Below are 23,236 nucleotides of genomic sequence, written 5' to 3' on the forward strand. Positions count from 1 at the left end.
AATGTTTGGGTTGGGGGGGGGCGAGATAGCGGGGAAAAGAAAAAACAAAGAACGCCTTGTGGGCCCGGGGTTTTTTTTTCGGGGAAGGGGGGGGGGGGGGGGGCGGGCCCCCCGCCCCCCCCCCCCCCGGTTCGTGGCGGCTCACCGTCGTGCTGCCGGACGCCTGAGCCTCAGTCCTGCGGGACCCAGTTCGGCTTGCGCTTCTGGGCGAAGGCGAGGATGCCCTCCTGGCCTTCCTCGCCGGCGAAGAACTTCGCGGACAGGCCGAGCATCTCCTCGAAGCCGTCCGACGGCGTCGCCGCGCGCGGGCGGCTCAGCAGCGCCTTCGTCTCGGCCAAGGCCTTCGGCCCGCCCTGCGCGAGCGCCTTGACGAACCGGGCGACCTCGCCGTCGAGCTCGTCGGCGGGGACGGTGGAGTTCAGCAGGCCGATCTCGACCGCGCGGCGGGCGTCGAACGTGTCGCCGGTCAGGAAGAGCTCGTGCGCCGCACGGGCGTTGAGCCGGGGCAGCACGGTCAGGGAGATCACCGCGGGCACCACGCCGATGCGGACTTCGGAGAAGGCGAACGTCGCCTCCGGCACCGCCACGGCGATGTCGCACGCGGCGACCATGCCGATCCCGCCGGCGCGAGCAGGGCCGGCGAGCCGGGCGACCACCGGCTTCGGGCTGGTCCACAGCTGGTCGAGGATCTTCGGGAACTCGTTCACGCCCTGGTCGCCCGCGCCGGCGCCGCGGGCCTCCTTGAGGTCCATCCCCGCGCAGAACACCGGTCCGGTGTGGGTCAGCACGACCACGCGCACGGCGTCGTCCCCGGCGGCCTTCGTCAGCGATTCCGCGAGCTCCCGGCGCAGCTGGGACGACAGCGCGTTGCGGTTGTGCGGGGAGTCCAGGGTGATCGTGGCGGTGCCGCCCACCACGTCGTAGTGCACCAGTTCGTCAGCCATGACCGACACCCTTGCACACTCCCCGCACGCCGCCGGTGTTACGCGGGGCACAGCCGATCGGGATCACCCTCGCGGGCTTCGGCGACTGGCGAGAAGTGCCCATTCCCCCTGCGGCCACCCTGCGGGCGGTTACGCCCGCAGGGTGGCTTTTTCTGCCGTGCTCAGCCGATGGTCGTCGTGGTGAAGACCGGGCTGGGGTTGGGGAAGCAGGCGGTCGGGGCGGTGATGTCACCGATGAAGGTGCCCGCCACCGCCTTGAAGGTCAGGCCGGGGTCGCTGTAGCTGGTGCCGGACAGCTTCGTCTCGATCGTGCCCGACGAGCCGGCGGTCAGGTGGACGGTGATGGTCGGCAGCTCGAAGGTGGCGCCGCCGGCGATCGGGCCGGGGAAGCTCAGGGTCGCGACGCCGTTCGCGGCGCCGATGGTCGGAGCCGTGCTGCCGAGGCCGGACCCGCCGGCGAGGTCGGCGCCGACGTAGGTGGAGTTGGCGGGGACCGGGAACTTCAGGGCGAAGGTGTTGATGTTCTTGACGGTGTTCCCGGCCACCTCGCTCGGCACCTCGTTCGGCGCCGGGTCGATGACCACGTCGAAGGCGCCGCCGGGCGCGACGGTGGCGGGCGCGGTGACGTCGGCGTCCTGGTTGAGCGACACCTGCTGCGGCCCGACGATCGGGGCGTCGGCCTGACAGTCGAAGGCGATCGTGGTGGCCGCCTGGGCCGGGGCGGCGAGGGCGATCGGGAGGGCCGCGGCCGCGGTCAGAGCAGCCAGCCGGGAAAAGTGAAGCGCTTTCATCTGTATCCACCTACCTGCGGTTTTGGAGGGGAGGAGAGAGCGCTTAGAGAGTTACCGGCAAGTTAAGTAGCACGTCAAGGATTTTCCGTTCCCAGGCACGCTGGGTAACAGAAATGTGAATAAGACTCGCCTTTTGGCGGTGTCGGCGTGAGCTACGCGTGCTGGCGGAGCAACCCGCTCGTCGCCGTGGCGTAGCGGCTGATGACAACGTCGGCGACGCGCGGATCGTCGGCCAGCGGCTCCGCGACGAACGCGCGCGGGTCGGCCTCGCGGGCCAGCCGGGCGATCCGGTCCGGCAGCAACCCCGGCGCGAGGAACCACGACGCCACGACCAGGTGCCGCGCACCCCGGTCCCGCAACCGGGCCGCCGCCGTCGGGATGTCCGGCTGGGTCGCCGACGCGAACGCCTCGCTCACCGGCACACCCAGCCGCGACTCCCACCGCGAAGCCAGCGAAGCGACGACGGCGTTCGCCGAGGCGTTGGACGAGCCGACCGCGCTCAGCAGCACGCCCGTCCCGCGACGGCGAGGCGCGGCCGCCAGCCGGTCCAGGGCCACCGCCTCCAGGGCCGGGTCCGCGCCCAGCACGTCCGACACCTCGACGCGGAAACCCGGGCACTCGGCAACGACCTGCTCGATCAACGCCGGCAGGTCGACACGGGCGTGGAACGCGCTGCCCAGCAGCAAGGGCACCACGACCGCCGTCCGGTGGCCGGCCGCGTGCACCGACCGCAGCACGTCCGTGAGCCGGGGCTCCGACAGGTCCAAAAAGGACTCGTGCACCGCAAGCCCGGGCGCCTGCGCGCGCACGACGTCGACGAGCGCCCGCACGGTCGCGGCCGAGCGGGGGTCGCGGCTGCCGTGCGCGACGGCGACCAGGGGAGGCGTCACGAGAAGCGCTCACCGACCAGGCCCGCGGCGAGCGTGTCGCCGTCCTTCGGGTCGATCACCAGGAACGCGCCGGTGCGCGGGCTGACGCCGTAGTCGTCGACGCTCAGCTCTTCGGCCAGCGTCAGCGTCACCAGCCCGATGTCGTTCAGCTCCAACGCGGCCGGAGCGTCCACACTGGACAGCTTCTGCTCGTCGAACCGCGCGTGCAGCTCGCCGGCCAGCGCCTGGACCGTGCGGGCGCCGTGCTTGACGAGCACCCGCGCCCCGGGCTTCAGCGGCTTCGACGACAGCCAGCACAGCGTGCCGGTGATCTCGGCGGTCACCCGTGGCGGCGCGTCCGCGGCGGCGATCAGGTCACCGCGGGAGATGTCGATGTCGTCGGTGAGCAGCAGCGTCACCGACGTCCCGGCGCCGGCCTCGGCCAGCGGCCCGTCGGCGGTGTCGATCTGCTCGACGCGGCTGCGGATGCCTTGGGGCAGCACGACGATCTCGTCACCCGGGCGCACCGTGCCCGCCGCGATCTGGCCCGCGTAACCGCGGTAGTCCGGGTGCTCGGGCGTGCGCGGGCGGATCACGTACTGCACCGGGAAGCGCAGCGCCTGGTCGTGCGGGTCCGGCGCCACCGGCACCTCTTCGAGGTGCTCCAGCAGGCTCGGCCCGGCGTACCACGGCGTCCGCTCCGACCGCGTCGCGACGTTGTCGCCCTCCAGCGCCGACACCGGGATCGCGAGCACCGAGCCGCGCTCGTAGCCCAGCGATTCGGCGTGCGTGGCGAACTCCTCGGCGATCACCGTGAACGTCGCCTCGTCGTAGCCGACCAGGTCGATCTTGTTCACCGCCAGCACCAGCTGCGGCACCCCGAGCAGCGCCAGCACGGCCGCGTGCCGCCGGGTCTGCTCGATGACGCCCTTGCGCGCGTCGACCAGCAGCACGGCCAGCTGCGCGGTGGACGCGCCGGTCACCGTGTTGCGCGTGTACTGCACGTGCCCGGGCGTGTCCGCCAGCACGAACGACCGCTTCGGCGTCGCGAAGTAGCGGTACGCGACGTCGATGGTGATGCCCTGCTCGCGTTCCGAGCGCAGGCCGTCGACGAGCAGGGACAGGTCCGGAGTGGACAGTCCTTTGTCGACGGACGCGCGGGTGACCGCGTCCAGCTGGTCCGCGAGCACCGACTTGGTGTCGTACAGCAGCCGCCCGACCAGGGTGGACTTGCCGTCGTCGACGCTCCCGGCCGTGGCCAGGCGAAGCAGCGAGCTCATCAGAAGTACCCCTCACGCTTGCGGTCTTCCATGGCCGCCTCGGACATCCGGTCGTCGGCGCGGGTCGCGCCGCGCTCGGTCAGCCGGGACGCCGACACCTCGGCGATGACCTCTTCGACGGTGGCCGCGGTGGATTCGATCGCGCCGGTGCACGAGCCGTCGCCGACGGTCCGGTAGCGCACGGTCCGCTCGGTCACCTCTTCACCCGGCCGCGGGCCGCCCCACGGACCTTCGGCCAGCCACATGCCGTCGCGCAGGTACACCTCGCGCCGGTGCGCGTAGTAGATCGAGGGCAGCTCGACCTTCTCGCGGGCGATGTAGTTCCAGACGTCGGCCTCGGTCCAGTTGGACAGCGGGAAGACGCGGACCTGTTCACCCGGGCGGTGCCTGCCGTTGTAGAGGTTCCACAGCTCGGGCCGCTGCCGCCGCGGCTCCCACTGGCCGAAGGCGTTGCGGAGGCTGAAGATCCGCTCCTTCGCCCGGGCGCGCTCCTCGTCGCGGCGGCCGCCGCCGAACACCGCGTCGAACTTGTTCTCCGAGATGGTGTCCAGCAACGGCGTGGTCTGCAACGGGTTCCGCATGCCGTCGGCGCGCTCTTCGAGCCGCCCGTCGTCGATCCAGTCCTGGACCTTCGCGACGACCAGGCGCAGCCCGTGCCGCTCGACGACGCGGTCGCGGAACTCGATGACCTCGTCGAAGTTGTGCCCGGTGTCGACGTGCAGCAGCGGGAACGGCACCGGCGCCGGCCAGAACGCCTTGATCGCCAGGTGCAGCAGCAGCGTCGAGTCCTTGCCGCCGGAGAAGAGGATCACCGGCCGGTCGAACTCGCCCGCCACCTCCCGGAAGATGTGGATGGCCTCCGACTCCAAAGCCGCGAGGTTGTCTTGCGCCGCATCGGTGGCGGGCTCCAAGGTCGTCATGCGTCCTTCCTCAGCCGTGCAGTCCGCACTCGGTCTTGCTCTGCCCGGCCCAGCGGCCGCTGCGCGGGTCCTGGCCCGGCTCCACGCGGGCGGTGCACGGCGCGCAGCCGATCGACAGGTACCCGATCGAGACCAGCGGGTTCTCCAGGATCGAGTGCTCCTGGATGTAGCCGGTGAACTCGTCGTCGGTCCACGCCGCGATCGGGTTGATCTTCACCAGCCCGTTGCGGTCGTCCCAGGTGACGATCGGGGTGTTCGCGCGGGTCGGCGCGTCGACGCGGCGGACGCCGGTCACCCACGCCGAGTAGTTCGCGAGGGTCTTGCGCAGCGGCACGACCTTGCGCAGGTTGCAGCACAGCGTCGCGTCCCGGTCGTGCAGCTTCGCGCCGTACTCGGCGTCCTGCTCGGCGACGCTCTGCTCGGCCTGGGCGTTGACGATGCGCACGTCCGGGTAGACGGCCTGCACCGCGTCGCGGGTGCCGATCGTCTCGGGGAAGTGGTACCCGGTCTCCAGGAACAGGACGTCCACATCGGACTTCACCTTCGTGGCGAGGTCGATGAGCACGGCGTCCTGCATGTTGGACGCGACGATGAAGTCGTCGCCGAACGTCTCGGTCGTCCAGCGCAGCGCTTCTTCCGCGGTGGCCTCGGCGAGCTCCTTCGAGGCACGCTCGGCGAGGGTCTTGTAGTCGGCTGTGGCGGTCATCGGGACACCTCCGGGAGGGACAGTCCGAGGAACTTCACCGAGAAGACCCGGCGACAGGCGGAACACAGCCAGCCGCCGTTCTCTTCCGGCCGCAGGTCTTCGTCGCCGCAGTACGGGCAGTGGTACGGCACCGCGCGTTCGGTGGAGGTCACTGCAGGGCACTCTCTTCGGCCCGGGCGGCCCACTGCGGGAACCGCTCGCCGGGTTCGCGCCCGGTCACGTAGTTGCGCACGACGCGTTCGACGTACCCGGTCAGCTCGTCCGAGGTCACCTTGTGGCCGCGCAGCTTCCGGCCGAACCCGGCGTCGAGGCCGAGGCCACCGCCGAGGTGCACCTGGAAGCCTTCGACCTGGTTGCCCTCGGCGTCGGTGACGATCTGGCCCTTGAGCCCGATGTCCGCGGTCTGGATCCGCGCGCAGGAGTTGGGGCAGCCGTTGAGGTGCACGCTCACCGGCGTGTCGAGGTCCGCCTGGATGTCCGCGAGGGACTTCTCGAGGTCGGCGACGAGCTGGTGCGCGCGGGCCTTCGTCTCGACGATGGCGAGCTTGCAGAACTCCAGCCCGGTGCAGGCCATCACGCCGCGCCGCCACGGCGACGGCTTGGTCTCGAGGCCGATTTCGCTCAGCTCGGCCTCGAGGGAGGGGACCTGCGCTTCGGGGACGTCGAGCACCACGAGCTTCTGCTGCGGGGTGAGCCGCACCCGGTTCGAGCCGGCCCGCTCGGCGGCCTTCGCGACCGCGACGAGCGTGGCGCCGGAGGAGCGGCCGGCGATCGGCGCCGCGCCGACGTAGAACTTGCCGTCGACCTGCGGGTGCACGCCCACGTGGTCGATCGGCTGGGCGGGCTGCTCGGGCGCCGGGCCGTCGACCAGCTCGCGCTTGAGGTACTCGTCCTGCAGCACCTGGCGGAACTTCTCCGCGCCCCAGTCCTTGACCAGGAACTTGATCCGGGCGCGCGAGCGCAGCCGCCGGTAGCCGTAGTCGCGGAAGATCGAGATGACGCCTTCCCAGACGTCGGGGACCTCGTCGCGCGGCACCCAGGCGCCGAGGCGCTGCCCGAGCATCGGGTTGGTGGACAGGCCGCCGCCGACCCAGAGGTCGAAGCCGGGCCCGTGCTCGGGGTGGTTCACCCCGACGAACGCGATGTCGTGGATCTCGTGCGCGACGTCGGACTGGCCGGAGATCGCCGTCTTGAACTTGCGCGGCAGGTTCGCGTACTCCGGCTTGCCGATGTAGCGGCGCTTGATCTCGTCGATCGCCGGGGTGCCGTCGATCACCTCGTCGGCCGCGATGCCCGCGACCGGCGAGCCGAGGATGACCCGCGGGCTGTCGCCGCAGGCCTCCATCGTGGTCATGCCGGCGTTCTCGAGCTTCGCCCAGATCTTCGGGACGTCTTCGATCCGGATCCAGTGGTACTGGATGTTCTGCCGGTCGGTGATGTCGGCGGTGTCGCGCGCGTAGTCCTGCGAGATCTCGCCGAGCGCGGTGAGCTGGCCGGTGGTCAGCGCACCGCCGTCGAGCCGGACCCGCAGCATGAAGTAGCTGTCGTCGAGCTCTTCGGGCTCCAGCGTCGCGGTGCGGCCGCCGTCGATCCCCGGCTTGCGCTGGGTGTAGAGGCCGAACCAGCGGAACCGGCCGCGCAGGTCGCCCGGGTCGATCGCGTCGAAGCCGCGGTGGGCGTAGATGTTTTCGATCCGCGCCCGCACGTTGAGCGGGTGGTCGTCCTTCTTGGACCGCTCGTTCGGGTTCAGCGGCTCCCGGTATCCGAGCGCCCACTGCCCTTCGCCGCGCTTCTGCTTGACGCGCGCGGGGCGGGCGGGGGTCTGGGGCGTGGCCATGGCGGCGTCCTCCGAGAGGCTCTTCGTGGCGGCGGAGGGCCACCGGCTCGCGGGGGCTTCTCCGGCGCCGGCTGTCCAGGTTCGTGGCAGGTGGTGGCGATCGGTCAGTCAGCGAACGGGTGCGCAGAGGGCGCTGGCGACCCGCAGGAGGTCGACGTGGCGGCGGGCCACGAGGAGAACACCGGCATGAGTCACAGCGCCAGCGTGCCACGTGTCCACAATGTGGTCCAGGCCTGACCGCATGCTGGGAGAAGCGTCACCTGCCTGCGAAAACAGTGTCAACCGGGTCTCTTGCGGAGTTCATACCACTACGTCTAGAGTACTATGAGCTAAGTGGTTCGAAGAGAGGACTCCAGGGGATGCAGGTCAAGGGTTTCGGGGCGGGGTACCTGGTCGACGACGTCGCCGCGACCACCCGCTTCTACGCGGACGTCGTCGGGCTGCCGGTCACGGTCGAGCTCGACTGGTTCGCGAGCATCAACGCCGGGGCACCCGGCTACGAGATCAGCTTCGTCCAGCGCGGTCACGAGTCGGTCCCGCCGGCCTACCGCGCGAGCGAGACGACCGGGCTGATGTTCGGGCTGGTCGTCGACGACGCCGCGGCCGAGGCGAAGCGGCTGGTGGACGCGGGTGTCGAGCTCGTCACCCCGGTCGTCGACGAGGTCTACGGGCAACGGCACTTCTACTTCGCCGACCCCAACGGCGTCCTGCTCGACGTCATCGAGATGATCGCGCCGGACCCGGACTGGGCGGCGGCGAACCTCCCGGCGTCGTAGGGGACAATCCGGGGGTGCCCGTACTGCGTTCCGACCCCGCCACCTCGATCGATCCGGCCTTGCCGGAAAGCGCGCTGAAGGGGCTCGGCAGCAGAGCGTTCGGGGTCTACGTGCACGTCCCGTTCTGCGCGACACGCTGCGGTTACTGCGACTTCAACACCTACACCGCGGGAGAGCTCGACTCGGGCTCGTCGCCGCAGTCCTGGCTCGACGGGCTGCGGCGCGAGCTGGAGCTCGCCGCGAAGGTCCTCGTCGTGCCGCCCGCCGCCGACACCGTGTTCGTCGGCGGCGGCACCCCGTCGCTGCTCGGCCCCGACGGCCTGCGCTCGGTGCTCGACGCCGTCCGCGACGTCTTCGGGCTCGCCCCGGGCGCGGAGGTGACCACGGAGTCGAACCCGGAGTCGACATCGCCGGAGTTCTTCGCCGGGATCCGGGACGCGGGGTACACGCGGGTGTCGCTCGGCATGCAGTCGGCCGCGCAGCACGTGCTGAAGATCCTCGACCGCGTGCACACCCCGGGCCGGCCGGGCAAGGCCGCCGCCGAGGCCCGCGCGGCCGGGTTCGAGCACGTGAACCTCGACGTGATCTACGGCACGCCCGGCGAGCGCCCGGACGACCTGCTCGCGACGCTCGACGCCGTGCTGGCCGCGGGGGTCGACCACGTGTCGGCGTACGCGCTGATCGTCGAGGAGGGCACGGCGCTGGCCCGCCGGGTGCGCCGCGGCGAGCTGCCCGCGCCGGACGACGACGTGCTGGCCGCGGACTACGAGATGATCGACGCGACGCTGTCGGCGGCCGGGCTGCGCTGGTACGAGGTCTCGAACTGGGCGGCGTCCGACGCGGCCCGCTGCCGGCACAACCTCGGCTACTGGCGCGGTGACGACTGGTGGGGCGCCGGGCCGGGCGCGCACAGCCACGTCGGCGGCGTGCGCTGGTGGAACGTCAAGCACCCGGCGCGCTACACCTCGCTGCTGGCCGCCGGCGAATCGCCCGCCGGCGGGCGTGAGGTGCTCACCGAAGACGACCAGCACCTCGAGCGGATCATGCTCGAACTCCGCGTCGCCGAAGGGCTTCCGCTCGACGTGCTCGACGAGCCCGGGCTGGTCGAAGCGCGGTCGGCCGCGGCCGAAGGCCTGCTCGACCCGTCCGCTTTGGACTCCCGGGGCCGCGCGGTGCTCACCGACCGCGGGCGGCTCCTCGCGGACGGCGTCGTCCGCCGCCTGGCCGGCTGACGGGATTAAAACCGGGGACCCGGTCGTTGCTTGTATTCAGCAACGACTTAGAGGAGGGCCCATGGCGCGCGCGATCAGGTTCGACGAGTACGGCGACGTGGACGTCCTGCGGGTCGCGGAGGTGCCGCGGCCGGCGCCGGGCCCCGGGCAGGTGCTCGTCGAGGTGCGCGCCGCCGGGATCAACCCCGGCGAGGCCGCCACCCGCCAGGGGTTGATGCACGAGCGCTTCCCGGCGACGTTCCCGTCCGGCCAGGGCAGCGACTTCGCCGGCGTGGTCGCCGAGCTCGGTGACGGCGTCGAGGAGATCCAGGTCGGCGACGAGGTCATCGGGTTCGTCGAGACGCGCTCGAGCCACGCGGACCTCGTCGTGGCCGAGGCGGAGAACCTGACCCCGCGCCCGGACGGCGTCGAGTGGGAGGTCGCCGGATCGCTGTTCGTCGCCGGGACCACCGCGTACGCCGCGGTGCGCGCGGTCTGCCCGCGTGAGGGCGAGACCATCGTCGTGTCGGGCGCGGCCGGCGGCGTCGGATCTCTGGTGGTGCAGCTGGCGAAGCTGTCCGGCGCCACGGTGATCGGCCTCGCCGGGGAAGCGAACCACGACTGGCTGCGCGAGTTCGACGTGCTCCCGGTGGCCTACGGCGACGGTGTGCTGGAGCGGATCCGGGCCATCGCGCCGGACGGCGTGCACGCGTTCATCGACACCTTCGGCTCCGGGTACGTGGAACTGGCCCTGCACCTGGGCATCCACCCCGGACGCATCAACACGGTCATCGACTTCGCGGCGGCCCGGAAGTACAACGTGAAGACCGAGGGCAACGCCGCGGCGTCGTCGGCCGAGGTGCTGCGCGAGCTGAGCCTGCTGGCGGCCAAGGGGCTGCTGGAGGTGCCGGTCGCCGCCGTCTACCCGCTCGCCGACGTCCGCGACGCCTACCGTGAGCTGGAGAAGCGGCACACGCGCGGCAAGATCGTGCTGCGTCCCTAGTTCTTCGCCGCGAGGACCTTCAGGCCGGCCAGGTACGTCTCGAGCGCGAACTCGAGGCGTTCCTGCGCCGTCTCGGCGGAGAAGAACTCACCGATGTGGAGCATGTTCGGGAAGGCTTCGGGCGGCAGCGACCGCATGTAGGCCACCATCTGCTCACCGCGTTTCGCCGTCTCGGCTTCGTCGATGTCGCCCCAGGTCCAGCCGCTCGCTTCGTAGGCGTACGCCTTGGCGTACAACGACAACGCGTCACCCGCGAAGGTCGCCTGCCGGAGCGTCAGGCCGCCCGCGCGCAGCAGGGCCAGCATCGCCTCGCCCTGACGCAGCGAGCTGGGGGTGACCGGCACCGCGATGTCCCACGCGACGCGGGCGATGCCGGGGTGGGCGACCATCACCCTGATCTGGTCGCGGACCAGCTCCTTCACCTGCTCGTCCCAGCGCGCCGGGTCCGGTTCCGGCAGCGCGGCTTCGGCGAGCACGGCGTCGAGCATCAGCTCCGCCAGCTCGTCCTTGTTGGCCACGTGCGCGTAGAGCGACGCGGGCCCCGTCTCCAGCTCTTGGGCGACCCGTCGCATGGTCACCGCCTCGAGCCCCTCCTCGGCGAGGATCCCCAGCGCCGTCTTCACGATCAGGTCCTGGGAAAGCGCGGGCTTCGCGGCGCGGCGACGAGGGGCACTGCGCCACGGCGGCGGGGGAACGGTCACACGAACACTGTACTTGACGCGAACGCTGTTCGTAAGTAGAACTGCGTTCGCCGAACGAACGCCGTTCGCGAAAGGGGACTTCTGATGACCACGACCACCGCCGAAGCCGACGTCCGCGCCGTGCTGGGCCGGCTCACCGACGCGTGGAACGCCGCCGACGCCACCGCGTACGGGCGGCTCTTCACCGAAGACGCGGACTACATCACCTTCTTCGGGATGAACTTCCCGGGCCGGGAGGCGATCGAAAGCTCGCACCGCGCCCTGTTCGAAGGGCCGCTCAAGGGCTCGAAGCTGACCGGGCAGCTCGGCGTCACGGCGAAGGTGCGGTTCGTCCGCCCGGACGTCGCAGTCGTCGTGGTGGGCGGCGGCTCTTCGCTCGACGGCTCCGACACTGCCGACGAAGGCCGGGAATCGACGGTCAGCTTCGTGCTCGTCGAGGAGGACGGCGAGTGGCTGATCACGGCGTTCCAGAACACGCGCGTTTCGGATCCGCGCGGGTGAAAACGCTTGCGGAGGCCTCGGGGGTCGTCGCACGGCCGCCGGCGGAGGTGTTCGAAGCGGTGCGGCGCCGGGTGACCGGGGGTGGTCACCCGATGAAGACCGAAGTGGACCCCGACCGCGGGTTCGTCGCGGTGCAGGGCGGCTGGTGGTACCGCGGCGAATACCGCGTCACGCCGGATCCCGCCGGCGCCCGGGTGGAGCACCGGGTCGTCAACGCGGCTTCGTGGTGGCGCTGGGGAGTGCCACTGGCGAACCGGTTCTTCGTCGGGTTCCGGGCGAAGACGGCTGCCGGTTTTGCCCGGATGCTGGAAGAACTGGGTTCGGGCGGGTAGGCGTCGGCCGTCCGGGGCGCGTAGGGTGACTTAGGCAAGCCTTAGTACGAGCGAGGAGTTGGCCGATGGCCGAAGCACCCCGGCGGTCCGGACGGCCCGCGGTGAAACTGCGAGTGCTGCGCACCGAGCGGCTCACCCCGCACATGCTCCGGATCGTCGCGGGCGGTGAGGGCATCGCCGACTTCACCCCCAACGCGTTCACCGACGCCTACGTGAAGGTGCTGTTCAAGGTCCCGGGGGTCGAGTACCCGGAGCCGTTCGACGTCCAGGAGTGCCGGGCCACGCTGCCGCGGGAGCACTGGCCGCGGATGCGCTCCTACACCGTCCGGGCGTTCGACCCGCAGGCCGGCGAGCTCGTCTTCGACTTCGTGCACCACGGTGACGAAGGCATCGCCGGCCCGTGGGCCGCCGCGGCCCAGCCGGGTGACGAGCTGCTGCTGTCCGGTCCGGGTGGCGCGTACGCGCCGGGTTCCGAGGCGGACTGGCACCTGCTGGCCGGCGACGAAAGCGCGTTGCCCGCGATTGCGGCGTCGCTCGAAGCACTCCCGGCCGGCGCCGTGGCCCACGCCGTGATCCTGGTCGAGGACGCGGCTGAGGAGCAGGAGCTGCTCACGAAGGCGGACGCGCAGATCACGTGGCTGCACCGCTCCGCCGGGGACGACATCGCCGAGGCGGTGCGGGCGCTGCCGTGGCGCGACGGCGTCGTGCAGGCGTTCGTGCACGGCGAAGCGGGCTTCGTGCGCGACCTGCGCCGGTACCTGCTCGACGAGCGCGGGGTGCGGCGCGAGCTGCTGTCCATTTCGGGCTACTGGCGGCTGGGGAAGAACGACGAAGCCTGGCGCGAGGAGAAAGCGGCCGAGCGGGCGCGGGAAGGGTAGCGATCCGGCCAAAAGCAGGCCGACCCGCGAGCGAGGAAGCAACCGTTGCCACGAAAGCCATTCGGCCGTGGCTGTGGTCGGATCGGGACCGAACGGCAGAGTAACCTCGCGGCATGGCAGAACTCAAGGTGGACGTCGACCCGGCCGAAGCCGGGTTCGACGCGGCGCGGCTTTCGCGGCTGGACACGCATTTCGACCGGTACGTCGAGGATGGACGGTTGCCGGGCTGGCTCGCGGTGGTGAGCAGGCACGGCCGGATCGTGCACGTGGGCAGCGGCGGCCACCGCGACGTCGAAGCCGGCGCGCCGGTGGAGACCGACACGCTGTGGCGGATCTTCTCGATGACCAAGCCGGTCACCTCGGTCGCGGCGATGATCCTCGCCGAAGAGGGCCTGCTGGAGCTGGACGACCCGATCTCGCGGTGGCTGCCGGAGTTCGCTTCGCCGCAGGTGTTCGTGAAGGGGTCTTCGCTCAGGCCGCTGACCGAGCCCGCCACGTCGCCGATCCGGGTGTGGCACCTGCTGACGCACACAGCGGGCCTGACGTACGGCTTCCACCACGGCCACCCGGTGGACGCGATGTACCGCGCGGCGGGCTTCGAGTGGGGCACGCCGCCGGGCCTGGACCTGGCCGCGTGCTCCGAACAGTGGGCGAAGCTGCCACTGCTGTTCCAGCCCGGCGCCGAATGGAACTACTCGATCGCGTCGGACGTGCTCGGCCGGCTGGTCGAGGTGGTGTCCGGGCTGCCGTTGGACGAGTTCTTCGCGACGCGCATCTTCACGCCGTTGGGCATGACGGACACGGGCTTCTGGACGTCCACCCCGGACCGCCTGGCGGCGTTGTACATCCCGGACCCCGCTTCGGGGCGCGCGACCCGGAACGAGGCGTTCGGAAGCCTGGGCAAGTCCCGCCCGGACTGCCTCTCCGGCGGCGGCGGCCTGGTGTCGTCAGCGGCGGACTACTGGCGGTTCACGGAGATGCTGCTGCGCGGCGGAGCTCTCGACGACGTCCGCCTGCTGTCGCCGCGCACGGTGTCGTTGATGGCCAGCAACCACTTGCCGGGCCACGTGGACCTGGAGTCCTTCGGCCGCCCGCTGTTCGCGGAGATGCCGTTCGACGGGCACGGGTTCGGCCTCGGGTTCTCGGTGCTGGAGGACCCGGTGAAGGCCCGGACTCTGTCGTCGGCGGGGGAGTTCGCCTGGGGTGGGGCGGCTTCTACCGCTTTTTGGGTGGATCCGGATGAGGATCTGACTGTGGGGTTCTATACACAGCTGTTGCCTTCGAGTACCTATCGGTTGCGGTCGCAGCTGAGGCAGCTGGTTTACCAGGCGCTGGTGGACTGAGCGGCGTCGGCGCCGCGGTGAGATACCTCGCCACGGCGCCGCGTCCCGGCCTCCGGCGGTCGTCCGTTACGGATTCCGCTCGAAAAACGAAAACCCCGAAGCCCGCCTCATCTGTTCCGCGGCGACGTACGCCGGGGCAGCCGGGTGGTCGGCCAACCTGACCTCGGCCTCCGCCACTCCCTCCGCGATCACCTTGCGCCCGCGGGCGAAGTCCAGCAGTTCCGACACCGGCCGGTTGTCCGCCGAAAACACCGCCGTGAACCGGTCGAACCCCCTCTCCAACGCCGCCAGCCCCAGCATGTGCAGCAGTGCCGATGCCAAACCCACCCGGCGCCAGGCCGGGGCCACCGCCACCGCTATCTCCGCCACCCTTCGGCCCGTTGCCTCGTAACGCGCTATCGCCACACCCGGGCCCTCCTCGCTGCGGGCCACCAGGGCGAACCGGCGCTCGTAGTCCAGGACCGTCAGGCGCTCCAGGAGCCGGGGGGTCACCCTGGGCGCCGTGCCGCAGAAGCGGCGGCGCAGCGTCTCCGGGTCGGCCGTGCGGATCGCTTCGCCCAGCTCCGGCGCGTCCTGCGGGGTGAGGGGGCGGACCCGCACGCGACGGCCGTCGCGGAGGAGGAGTGTTCGGTCGAATCCCGGCGGCGGCTGCGTCACCGGGTCACCCTAGCGGCTGCCCTTTCGGGCAGGGCGGACTTCGGCCGGACGAGTACGTTGGGAACAAAGGGGTTTCCGGGGGGAAGGGCGGCCATGCGGCGGATCGGGATCGTCGGAGCGGGGCAAGCGGGACTGGTCCTCGCGATCGGGTTGCGGCAACGGGGGTACGACGTCACCGTGTTCGCCGAACGTCCTGCCGCCGAGGTGCGGGCGGGGCGGCTCGTCTCGAACCAGTGTCTCTTCCACCCCGCGCTCGAACGCGAGCGTGAGCTCGGCATCAACTTCTGGGACGCCGACGCGCCGCCGGTGCGGGAGGTCGCCTTCGCCGCCGCCGGGGAGACCGGGGATCCAGCCGTCTCCTGGCGGGTCGCGCTCGACCGGCCGGCGCAGTCGGTCGACCAGCGCGTCAAGGTTTCCGGCTGGCTGGCCGAGTTCGAACGCCTCGGCGGTGACCTGCGGCTCCGCCGGGTGAGCCCGGCCGAGCTCGACGAGTGCGCCCGCGAGTTCGAGCTGCTCGTGGTCGCCGCCGGGCGCGGGCCGCAGTTCGACGCGCTCTTCCCGCGGGACGACGAGCGTTCTCCCTACCGCGAGCCGCAGCGCGCGATCGGCGTGTTCTACGTCGCCGGGCCGGTGGACGCCGTTCCCGGGCTCACCTTCGGGATGTCGCCGGTGGGCGAGTTCTTCCTGCTGCCGGTGTTCTCGGTCCACGGCCCGGTGCACGGCCTCGGCTTCTTCGGCGTCCCCGGCGGCCCGCTCGACGTCTGGGACGGCGTCACCGACGTCGAGCAGCACCACGAGACGGCCCGGAAACTGCTGCGCACGCACTACCCGTGGCAGGCCGGCTTGCTCGACCACACGCAGCCCGCGGCGCCGGGCGACCTGCTGCACGGCCGGATCACGCCGGTCGTGCGCCACCCCGTGGGCACCCTGCCGTCCGGGGCGAAGGTCCTCGCGATGGGCGACACCGCGGTGACCAACGACCCGGTCGGCGGTCAGGGCGCCAACATGGCCGCCCGCGCGGCCCGGGCGTACCAGGAGGCGATCGTCGACCACGCCGACCGGCCGTTCGACGAAGAGTTCATGTACGGCACCTTCGCCCGCTACTGGCGGCACGCCCGGCACGCGACACTCTTCAACAACGACCTCCTGGCCCCGCCGGCCGACCACGTACTGGCCACTTTGGACACCGCGCAGCGGGTTCCCGAAGTGGCGCACCGGTTCGCGCACCTCTTCGAGAACCCCGCCGACTACGAGGGCTGGCTCGCCGACCCCCGGGCGTCGTACGGGTTCCTCGAAGAGGCGACGGCCCGGCTCGTCGCGACGCGCTAGCCGAACGGGCCGTGGTCCGGGGCGCAGACCGTGCCCCGGGCCGGCATCGAGCCGGCGACGAAGTAGCGGTCCAGCCACCCGTCCACACACGCGCTCTTGCCGCGCGAGCCGTGGCCGTACGTGTCGAGGCTCAGCAGCCGCGCGTTGCCCAGGAGCCGTTCCGTCCGCTGCGCCCCGGCGTACGGCGTTTCCAGGTCACCCTGGCGGTTGGCGAGGAGCAGGATCGGGGCGGTCGGGCGGTTCCACGGCCCGGTGTAACGACCGGGGTCCGCGACGTCCCAGGTCGCGCACGGGAGCGTCTTGTAGACGTCGTACCGGCCGAAGCCGCGTCCGACCTGGTCCGCGCGCCGGGCGTAGTCCCACCAGACCGCCGGGTCGCGCGGGTTCGCCGCGTCCGAGCACAGGGTCGCGCCGCCGCCCAGCAGCGAGTCGACGTCCGGCGGGCCGCCCGCGACGACCGGCGCCCGGGAAGCCGGATTCGCCAGCGCCTGCAGGTACGCCGCCAGCTGCGGCGCGGCCTGGGCGTCGGTCAGGTAGGTGTGGATCTGGCCGATCGCGCTCTGGTAGGTGACGGTCACCTGCTTGCCGGCGGTGTCCGTCACCGTGATCGGGCCGCGCTGGAGGCGGTCGAGGATCGCGTTGTAGTCGAAGGCGCAGCGCGACGCGCAGGCGTCCAAAAAGGACTTGATCGAACGGGGGCCGTCCTCGAAACCGCCGAGCCGGTAGCTCATCGGCCCGGCGCCGGTCGTCCAGCGCGACGGGTCGTCGACGGCGTCCAGCGCGAGGGTGCCGACCCGGCCCGGGAACAGGTTCGCGTACGTCTCGCCGATGTAGGTGCCGTACGACTTCCCGTAGAACCGCAGCCTGCTCTCACCGAACGCCGCGCGCAGGCGGTCGAGGTCCCGCGCGATCGTGCCGGTCGAGAGGTGGTTCACGAGCGGCCCGGCGTTCTGCTCGCACAGGTCGGTCACCGTCCGGGTGTCCGCGATCTGCTGCTGTTCGGCGTCACGGGTCAGCGGGAACGTGCCGAGCGCGCGCTGCAGCACTTCGAGCTGCGAGGGATCGGTGAAGCAGTGGATCTTCGAGCTCGCCCCGACGCCACGCGGGTCGATCCCGACGATGTCGAAACGCGCGTGCAGCTGCGGGGTGAGCGCCGGGGCGAAGCGCCCGGACGAGCCGGGGCCGCCGGGGTTGTAGAAGATCGTGCCCAGCTTGTGGGCCTGGTCGGTGGCCGGGAGGCGGCCGACCGCGATGGTCACCGTCCCGGCGGACGGGTCCTGGTACGACATCGGGACGTCGAGGTGGCCGCACTGGTAGCCGGCCTGACAGGTGTCTTCCCAGACGATTCCGGCAGGGCTCGCCGACGCCGCGGGTGCGCTCAACGCCACCACGCCCGCCGCGGCCCCCAGAGCCAGCGCAGCACGGAGTTTCGGAGATTTCATGCGCCGATCGTCCCGCCGCCGGGACCGGGGGCGCGCTGGTGCGCACCCCCGGAACCGGGGTAGGGCGAGCCCTACGCGGTCAGCTTCGGGATGATCTGCGACCCGTACGACGCCAGGGTGGCCTCGCGGTCGTCGTGCATCAGGTACAGCGAGAACTGGTCCACGCCCAGCTCGGCCAGCTCCTGCAGCCGGGCGATGTGCGCCGACGGCGGGCCGAGCAGGCAGAACCGGTCGACGATCTCGTCCGGGACGAACTCCGTCGACGGGTTGCCCGCCTTGCCGTGGTGGCTGTAGTCGTAGCCTTCCCGCTCACGGATGTAGTCCGTCAGCTCCTTCGGCACCGCACCGGAAGAGCCGTAGCGCGCGACCAGGTCCGCGACGTGGTTGCCGACCATCCCGCCGAACCAGCGCAGCTGTTCCCGCTGGTGCGGCAGGTCTTCGCCGACGTACGCCGGGGCCGCGACGCAGATCGTGATCCCGCCCGGGTCGCGGCCCGCGGCCCGCGCGGCGTCGCGGACCGCGCCGATCGTCCAGCGGGCGATCGCCGGGTCCGCACACTGGAGGATGAAGCCGTCGGCGTGCTCGCCGACCGTCTTCAGCGCCTTCGGCCCGTACCCGGCCATCCACATCTCGAGCCGGCCGTTGCGGATCCACGGGATCTGCACGGTCTTCTCGTTCATCGTCACCGCGCGGCCTTCGGCGAGGTCCTTCACGACCTGCATGCAGTCGCGCACGGTGGCCAAGGTGGACGGTGGCTTCCCGACGACCCGGTGCGCCGAGTCGCCGCGGCCGATGCCGCAGACCGTCCGGTTGCCGTACATGTCGTTGAGCGTCGCGAACGTCGACGCCATCACCGACCAGTCCCGCGTGCCCGGGCTGGTCACCATCGGCCCCACGACCAGCGACGACGTCGCGGCCAGGATCGCCGAGTAGATGACGAACGGCTCCTGCCACAGCACGCAGGAGTCGAAGGTCCAGCCGTAGCGGAACCCGGCGGCCTCGGCGTCCTTCATCAGCCGCACGACGTCCCGCGCGGGCGGGTCGGTCTGCAGCGCGATCCCGAAGTCCATGGCCCGCTCCTAATTCAGGTACTGGTTCAGCGAGCGGGACAGGAACTTCCCGTGCGACGTCGACCCGGTGAACCCGTCCGGCGACACGATCACGCGCCCCCGCGACAGCACCGTGTGCACCCGGCCGGTCAGCTCGAACCCTTCGTACGCCGAGTAGTCCACGTTCATGTGGTGCGTCTCGGCCGACAGGGTCTGCTTCGCCGACGGGTCGTAGACGACGATGTCCGCGTCCGAACCCGCCGCGATGACACCCTTGCGCGGGTACAGCCCGAACATCCGCGCCGGCGTCGCCGAGCACGTCTCGACCCAGCGCCCGAGCGTCAGCTCACCGGCGACGACACCCTGGTGCAGCAGGTCCATCCGGTGCTCGACCCCCGGCATCCCGTTCGGGATCGCCCGGAAGTCGCCCCGGCCCAGCTCCTTCTGGTCCTTGAAGCAGAACGGGCAGTGGTCCGTCGACACCACGGACAGGTCGTTGGTCCGCAGCCCGCGCCACAGGTCGGCCTGGTGCGACTTCTCCCGCAGCGGCGGCGAAGCAACGTACTTCGCGCCTTCGAAGTCGGGCTTCGCCAGGTCCTCAATGGACAGGTAGAGGTACTGCGGGCACGTCTCGGCGAAGACGTTCTGGCCGTCGTTGCGCGCTTCCGCCACCGCCGCCAGCGCTTGCGACGCCGACAGATGCACGATGTACAACGGCGAGCCGGTCACCTTCGCGAGCTGGATCGCCCGCGACGTCGCTTCTCCTTCCAGTTCCGGGGGCCGGGTGAGGCCGTGCTGCACAGGATCGATGTTGCCCGCTTCGAACGCCTGCGCCGCCAGCTGGTCGATCGCGATGCCGTTCTCCGCGTGCATCATGATCGTAGCGCCGATTTCCCGCGCTTTCTGCATCGCGAGCAGGATTTCCCCGTCCGTGGAGTAGAACACCCCCGGGTACGCCATGAACATCTTGAAGCTGCCGACCCCGCCGTCGACACAGGCTTCCATCTCCTTCAACGACTGGTCGTTGACGTCGGATACGATCATGTGGAAGCCGTAGTCGATCGCGCAGTTGCCGTCGGCCTTCGTGTGCCACTTGTCCAAAGTGGACAGCAGCGACGTGCCCTTGGCCTGCACGGCGAAGTCGATGATCGTGGTCGTCCCGCCCCACGCGGCCGCCGTGGTGCCGGTCGAGAACGTGTCGACCGAATGCGTGCCGCCGAAGGGCATCTCCATGTGCGTGTGCGCGTCGATGCCGCCGGGCAGCACGTATTTCCCGGTGGCGTCGATCGTCTCGTCGCCGGCCAGCGTCCCGGGCGCCCCGACGGCGGCGATGGTTTCGCCGTCGACGAGGACGTCCGCCAGGAGCGCGCCGGACGGCGACACGACCTGGCCGCCCGTGATGAGCGTGGTCATCAGGCCTCCGTGAGGGGGCCGTAGGTGTCCGGCCGGCGGTCTCGGTAGAACGCCCACAGGTCCCGGACCTCGTCGAGGAGCGTCATGTCGAGGTCGCGGATGACCACCTCGTCGTCGGTGTCGGACGCGGCGTCGCCGATCAGCTGCCCGCGCGGGTCGGCGAAGTACGTCTGGCCGTAGAAGTCGTTGTCGCCCAGCGGTTCCACGCCGACGCGGTTGATCGCGCCGACGAAGTACTCGTTCGCCACCGCGGCCGCCGGCTGCTCCAGCCGCCAGAGGTACTGCGACAGCCCGCGGCTGGTCGCCGACGGGTTGAACACGATCTTCGCCCCGGCCAGGCCCAGCGCACGCCAGCCCTCGGGGAAGTGCCGCTCGTAGCAGATGTAGACGCCGATGCGGCCCACGGCGGTGTCGAACACCGGGTAGCCGAGGTTGCCGGGCCGGAAGTAGAACTTCTCCCAGAAGCCCTTGACCTGCGGGATGTGATTCTTGCGGTGCTTGCCCAGGTACGTCCCGTCGGCGTCGATCACCGCGGCGGTGTTGTAGTAGACGCCGGGCTGCTCGACCTCGTACATCGGCACGACCAGCACCACGCCGTGGCGCTCGGCGACCTCCTGCATGAGCTGGGTCGTCGGCCCGTCCGGGATGCCCTCGGTGTAGGAGTAGAACTCGGTGTCCTGAACCTGGCAGAAGTAGGGGCCGTAGAACAGCTCCTGCAGGCAGACGACCTGGGCGCCCTGCGAGGCGGCGGTGGCGATGTGGTCGACCGCCGCCTTGATCATGGACTCCTTGTCACCCGTCCACCGCTGCTGGATCAATCCGGCTCGGACCGTGGTCACTGGCTACCTCCTTGGTCGTGGAACGCGACAGGGCGGCGAAGACGACGAGCGCGCCGACGAAGCCGACCACCCAGTTGTAGTCGTAAAGCGGCTTGAGGAACGGGATCAGCCCGCCGTCGGGGAACGGCCCGCCGTACGCGCCGCCGACCGCGAGGACGGCTCCCACCAGCGTCGCGACCAGCGCGCGCCAGTTCCAGCCGCCGGAGAACCAATACACCCCATCGGGTGTGTAGAGGTCCTTCAGCTTGAGCTGGGTGCGGGCGATCACCCAGTAGCCCGCGACGAGCACGCCGGCGACCGCGCCGAGCAGGCCGCCGTAGAAGCCGAGCCAGGCGAAGATGTAGATGTTCGGGTCGGAGTAGAGGCGCCACGGCTGGATCAGGATGCCGATGACCCCGGTGATGCCGCCGCCGACCGCGAAGGTGATCTTCTTCGGGAAGGCGTTCGAGAAGTCGTAGGACGGGCTCACGACGTTGGCCGCCAGGTTCGCCGAGATCGTGGCGAGCACCAGCGCGACCAGCGCGACGACCACCACGACCGGGCTGGCGAACTTGTCGGCCAGCTGCGCCGGGTCCCAGATGTCCTCGCCGTAGAGCACGTGCCCGCCCGACGTGGTCAGGATGGCGACGATCGCGATGAACGTCATCGTCGTCGGCAGGCCGAGGATCTGGCCGCGGACCTGCTTGCGCTGGCTGCCGCCGAAGCGCGTGAAGTCCGGCATGTTGAGCGAGAGCGTCGACCAGAACGCGATCATCGCCATCAGCGACGGCGCGAACACCTTCCAGAAGTCCGGGCCCCAGCCGAGCTTGCCGCCGTCGGACAGGATCGGGCCGAGCCCGCCCGCCTTGACCAGCACGTACCCGAGCATGATCAGGAAGCCGACGGACACCAGCGGCGCCGTCCAGTTCTCGAACCGGCGGACCGCCTCCATGCCGCGCCAGATGATCAGCATCTGGCCGATCCAGAAGACCACGAACGACAGCCACAGCGTCCAGTGCTGCCCGGCGACCTCCGGCGCGTCCCGCCACCACGAGCCGAGCAGGCGCCCGAGGATGACGTAGATGGCCTCGCCGCCGACCCAGGTCTGGATGCCGAACCAGCCGCACGCGATGAACGCGCGCAGCAGCGCGGCGAGGTTGGCGCCGCGCAGGCCGTAGAACGCGCGGGCGAACACCGGGAACGGGATGCCGTACTTCGTGCCCGCGTGGCTGTTGAGCAGCATCGGCGCGAGCACGACCAGGTTGCCGATCGTGATCGTGATGAGCGCCTGCACCCAGTTCATGCCGAGCGCGATCAGCGACGCGGCCAGGGCGTAGCTGGGGATGTTGTGGGCCATCCCCATCCAGAGCGCGAAGTAGTTGTAGGTGGTCCAGGTCCGCTTTGCGACGGGGACGGGGGCCAGCTCTTCGTTGAAGAACCGGCTGCCTTCGAGAGACCCGGCGTCGGCGGGGTCGAGCTCGACCCGGCCGTCGTCGTGCACGCGCTGGTCTGCGGGTGTCGGCGCCATTGCGGCATCCTGCGCGCCTGGTCATCGCCGGGGCAACGGCAGACTGTTCACTCTTCCCTGATCAGGAGTGCAGTCTGTCGATTGCGCGAACGGCCGTCGGAGTGCATGACCTGCGTCACACATCCGCTCGTCACGAACCGGCAAAGCGGGTGAAACGTCTCCACAGGATCTCCACACTTCACGCGAACCGTCTCCACCGGGGGTGCTTAAGGTCGTGACCATGGAACCGGGAGCAAGACGGGTGCTGGTCGTCGAGGACGACGTCACGATCGCCGCGTCGATCACGGCCCGGCTGCGGGCCGAAGGGTTCACCGTGGACGTCGCCCACGACGGGCCGGCCGCGGTCGAGGCGGAAGCGGCCGCGGAGCCGGACCTCGTCGTGCTGGACGTGATGCTCCCGGGGTTCGACGGCCTGGAGGTCTGCCGCCGGATCCAGGGGCGGCGGCCGGTGCCCGTGCTCATGCTGACCGCGCGGGCCGACGAGACGGACATGCTGGTCGGGCTGGGGGTCGGCGCCGACGACTACCTCACGAAGCCGTTCTCGATGCGGGTGCTCACGGCGCGGGTGCACGCGCTGCTGCGGCGCGTCGAGCGGTCTTCGTCCGGGCACGGCGCCCGGATCGTGCTCGGCGACCTCGAGATCGACGTCGACCAGCGGCGCGTCGCGCGGGCGGGGGTGGCGGCACAGCTGACCCCGATCGAGTTCGACCTGCTGGTGCACTTCGCGCGGCGGCCGCGGGTCGTGCAGCCGCGGGAACGGCTGCTGTCGGAGGTGTGGGACTGGGACGTCCACGGCACCTCCGCGGGGACGCGGGCGGTGGACAGCCACATCAAGGCGCTGCGGCGGAAGCTCGGCGCCGACCTCATCCGCACGGTGCACGGCGTCGGCTACGCGTTGGAGGCGTGAT

General features: G+C 70.8%; 25 protein-coding genes. 9 read left to right on the top strand and 16 right to left on the bottom strand.

All coding sequences use genetic code 11. The features are described 5' to 3' along the window. Positions 1-170: 170 nt before the first annotated feature. The 9 genes from ACZ61C_RS21835 to ACZ61C_RS21875 all read right to left on the bottom strand — a co-directional run bounded on the left by ACZ61C_RS21835 (position 171) and on the right by ACZ61C_RS21875 (position 7,590). A complete protein-coding gene (locus ACZ61C_RS21835; RefSeq protein WP_465309461.1) occupies positions 171-944 on the bottom strand; it encodes an enoyl-CoA hydratase family protein in 774 nt (257 codons plus the stop codon). A gap of 161 nt (positions 945-1,105) precedes the next feature. Beyond that, positions 1,106-1,735: a cyclase gene (locus ACZ61C_RS21840; RefSeq protein WP_465309463.1), complete on the bottom strand. Its 630-nt coding sequence runs from the start codon at positions 1,733-1,735 to the stop codon at positions 1,106-1,108. A gap of 152 nt (positions 1,736-1,887) precedes the next feature. Continuing rightward, the gene (locus ACZ61C_RS21845) at positions 1,888-2,625 is read right to left on the bottom strand and encodes a sirohydrochlorin chelatase (protein ID WP_465309465.1); all 738 of its coding nucleotides are present in this window, start codon (positions 2,623-2,625) and stop codon (positions 1,888-1,890) included. Then, positions 2,622-3,884: a sulfate adenylyltransferase subunit 1 gene (locus tag ACZ61C_RS21850; protein ID WP_465309467.1), complete on the bottom strand. Its 1,263-nt coding sequence runs from the start codon at positions 3,882-3,884 to the stop codon at positions 2,622-2,624. Before ACZ61C_RS21850 ends, ACZ61C_RS21845 begins: the two co-directional genes overlap by 4 nt. Then, a complete protein-coding gene (cysD, locus tag ACZ61C_RS21855; RefSeq protein WP_465309469.1) occupies positions 3,884-4,804 on the bottom strand; it encodes a sulfate adenylyltransferase subunit CysD in 921 nt (306 codons plus the stop codon). The genes ACZ61C_RS21850 and cysD overlap by 1 nt, the downstream gene beginning before the upstream one ends. 10 nt (positions 4,805-4,814) lie before the next feature. Beyond that, positions 4,815-5,510: a phosphoadenylyl-sulfate reductase gene (locus tag ACZ61C_RS21860; RefSeq protein WP_465309471.1), complete on the bottom strand. Its 696-nt coding sequence runs from the start codon at positions 5,508-5,510 to the stop codon at positions 4,815-4,817. Next, complete coding sequence (locus tag ACZ61C_RS21865; RefSeq protein ID WP_155545716.1) at positions 5,507-5,662, bottom strand: Insertion element protein; 156 nt, start codon at positions 5,660-5,662, stop codon at positions 5,507-5,509. The genes ACZ61C_RS21860 and ACZ61C_RS21865 overlap by 4 nt, the downstream gene beginning before the upstream one ends. Continuing rightward, positions 5,659-7,347 carry a nitrite/sulfite reductase gene (locus tag ACZ61C_RS21870; RefSeq protein ID WP_465309474.1) on the bottom strand — a complete coding sequence of 563 codons (1,689 nt, stop codon included), beginning with the start codon at positions 7,345-7,347 and terminating at the stop codon, positions 5,659-5,661. Before ACZ61C_RS21870 ends, ACZ61C_RS21865 begins: the two co-directional genes overlap by 4 nt. Before the next feature lie 108 nt (positions 7,348-7,455). Next, the gene (locus ACZ61C_RS21875) at positions 7,456-7,590 is read right to left on the bottom strand and encodes a putative leader peptide (protein ID WP_465309476.1); all 135 of its coding nucleotides are present in this window, start codon (positions 7,588-7,590) and stop codon (positions 7,456-7,458) included. 116 nt (positions 7,591-7,706) lie between these two features. Between ACZ61C_RS21875 and ACZ61C_RS21880 the strand changes: the two genes are divergently transcribed. The 3 genes from ACZ61C_RS21880 to ACZ61C_RS21890 all read left to right on the top strand — a co-directional run bounded on the left by ACZ61C_RS21880 (position 7,707) and on the right by ACZ61C_RS21890 (position 10,337). Then, on the top strand, positions 7,707-8,123 hold the full coding sequence (locus ACZ61C_RS21880) for a VOC family protein (protein WP_465309478.1): 417 nt from the start codon (positions 7,707-7,709) through the stop codon (positions 8,121-8,123). Between the two features lie 14 nt (positions 8,124-8,137). After that, positions 8,138-9,355, top strand: a complete 1,218-nt coding sequence (gene hemW, locus ACZ61C_RS21885) for a radical SAM family heme chaperone HemW (RefSeq protein ID WP_465309480.1) — start codon at positions 8,138-8,140, stop codon at positions 9,353-9,355. 61 nt (positions 9,356-9,416) lie between these two features. Beyond that, positions 9,417-10,337 (top strand): NADP-dependent oxidoreductase, encoded by a 921-nt coding sequence (locus tag ACZ61C_RS21890; RefSeq protein ID WP_465309482.1) that lies wholly within the window; start codon positions 9,417-9,419, stop codon positions 10,335-10,337. Here the strand turns inward: ACZ61C_RS21890 and ACZ61C_RS21895 are convergent. Continuing rightward, a complete protein-coding gene (locus ACZ61C_RS21895; RefSeq protein ID WP_465309484.1) occupies positions 10,334-11,038 on the bottom strand; it encodes a TetR/AcrR family transcriptional regulator in 705 nt (234 codons plus the stop codon). The genes ACZ61C_RS21890 and ACZ61C_RS21895 overlap by 4 nt on opposite strands. 84 nt (positions 11,039-11,122) lie before the next feature. Here ACZ61C_RS21895 and ACZ61C_RS21900 point away from each other — a divergent pair, with 84 nt between their 5' ends. From ACZ61C_RS21900 to ACZ61C_RS21915, 4 genes are all read left to right on the top strand, one after another. Then, positions 11,123-11,539, top strand: a complete 417-nt coding sequence (locus ACZ61C_RS21900) for an SgcJ/EcaC family oxidoreductase (protein ID WP_465309486.1) — start codon at positions 11,123-11,125, stop codon at positions 11,537-11,539. Positions 11,540-11,631: 92 nt separating this feature from the next. Then, a complete protein-coding gene (locus ACZ61C_RS21905; protein ID WP_465309488.1) occupies positions 11,632-11,871 on the top strand; it encodes a hypothetical protein in 240 nt (79 codons plus the stop codon). A 65-nt stretch (positions 11,872-11,936) separates the two neighbouring features. Beyond that, a complete protein-coding gene (locus tag ACZ61C_RS21910; protein ID WP_465309490.1) occupies positions 11,937-12,749 on the top strand; it encodes a siderophore-interacting protein in 813 nt (270 codons plus the stop codon). Positions 12,750-12,862: 113 nt separating this feature from the next. After that, entirely contained in the window at positions 12,863-14,092 is a 1,230-nt protein-coding gene (locus ACZ61C_RS21915) for a serine hydrolase domain-containing protein (RefSeq protein WP_465309492.1), read from the top strand. A 66-nt stretch (positions 14,093-14,158) separates the two neighbouring features. Here ACZ61C_RS21915 and ACZ61C_RS21920 read toward each other — a convergent pair whose 3' ends face one another. Beyond that, positions 14,159-14,749 (bottom strand): GNAT family N-acetyltransferase, encoded by a 591-nt coding sequence (locus ACZ61C_RS21920; RefSeq protein ID WP_465309494.1) that lies wholly within the window; start codon positions 14,747-14,749, stop codon positions 14,159-14,161. A gap of 93 nt (positions 14,750-14,842) precedes the next feature. On the opposite strand from ACZ61C_RS21920, the gene ACZ61C_RS21925 reads away from it, so the two are divergent. Continuing rightward, on the top strand, positions 14,843-16,078 hold the full coding sequence (locus ACZ61C_RS21925; RefSeq protein WP_465309496.1) for a styrene monooxygenase/indole monooxygenase family protein: 1,236 nt from the start codon (positions 14,843-14,845) through the stop codon (positions 16,076-16,078). Here ACZ61C_RS21925 and ACZ61C_RS21930 read toward each other — a convergent pair. From ACZ61C_RS21930 to ACZ61C_RS21950, 5 genes are all read right to left on the bottom strand, one after another. Further along, positions 16,075-17,520, bottom strand: coding sequence for an alpha/beta hydrolase (locus ACZ61C_RS21930; protein WP_465309498.1), 1,446 nt, complete (start codon positions 17,518-17,520; stop codon positions 16,075-16,077). The genes ACZ61C_RS21925 and ACZ61C_RS21930 overlap by 4 nt on opposite strands. 71 nt (positions 17,521-17,591) lie before the next feature. Beyond that, the gene (locus tag ACZ61C_RS21935) at positions 17,592-18,590 is read right to left on the bottom strand and encodes a TIGR03842 family LLM class F420-dependent oxidoreductase (RefSeq protein WP_465309500.1); all 999 of its coding nucleotides are present in this window, start codon (positions 18,588-18,590) and stop codon (positions 17,592-17,594) included. Between the two features lie 9 nt (positions 18,591-18,599). Next, complete coding sequence (hydA, locus tag ACZ61C_RS21940; protein ID WP_465309502.1) at positions 18,600-19,982, bottom strand: dihydropyrimidinase; 1,383 nt, start codon at positions 19,980-19,982, stop codon at positions 18,600-18,602. After that, entirely contained in the window at positions 19,982-20,764 is a 783-nt protein-coding gene (locus tag ACZ61C_RS21945; protein ID WP_465310201.1) for a nitrilase-related carbon-nitrogen hydrolase, read from the bottom strand. Before ACZ61C_RS21945 ends, hydA begins: the two co-directional genes overlap by 1 nt. A 10-nt stretch (positions 20,765-20,774) precedes the next feature. Continuing rightward, positions 20,775-22,328 (bottom strand): NCS1 family nucleobase:cation symporter-1, encoded by a 1,554-nt coding sequence (locus tag ACZ61C_RS21950; protein ID WP_465309504.1) that lies wholly within the window; start codon positions 22,326-22,328, stop codon positions 20,775-20,777. 220 nt (positions 22,329-22,548) lie between these two features. On the opposite strand from ACZ61C_RS21950, the gene ACZ61C_RS21955 reads away from it, so the two are divergent. Beyond that, a complete protein-coding gene (locus ACZ61C_RS21955; RefSeq protein WP_465309506.1) occupies positions 22,549-23,235 on the top strand; it encodes a response regulator transcription factor in 687 nt (228 codons plus the stop codon). Position 23,236: the final 1 nt, after the last annotated feature.

The organism is Amycolatopsis sp. NPDC104587, assembly GCF_055583645.1.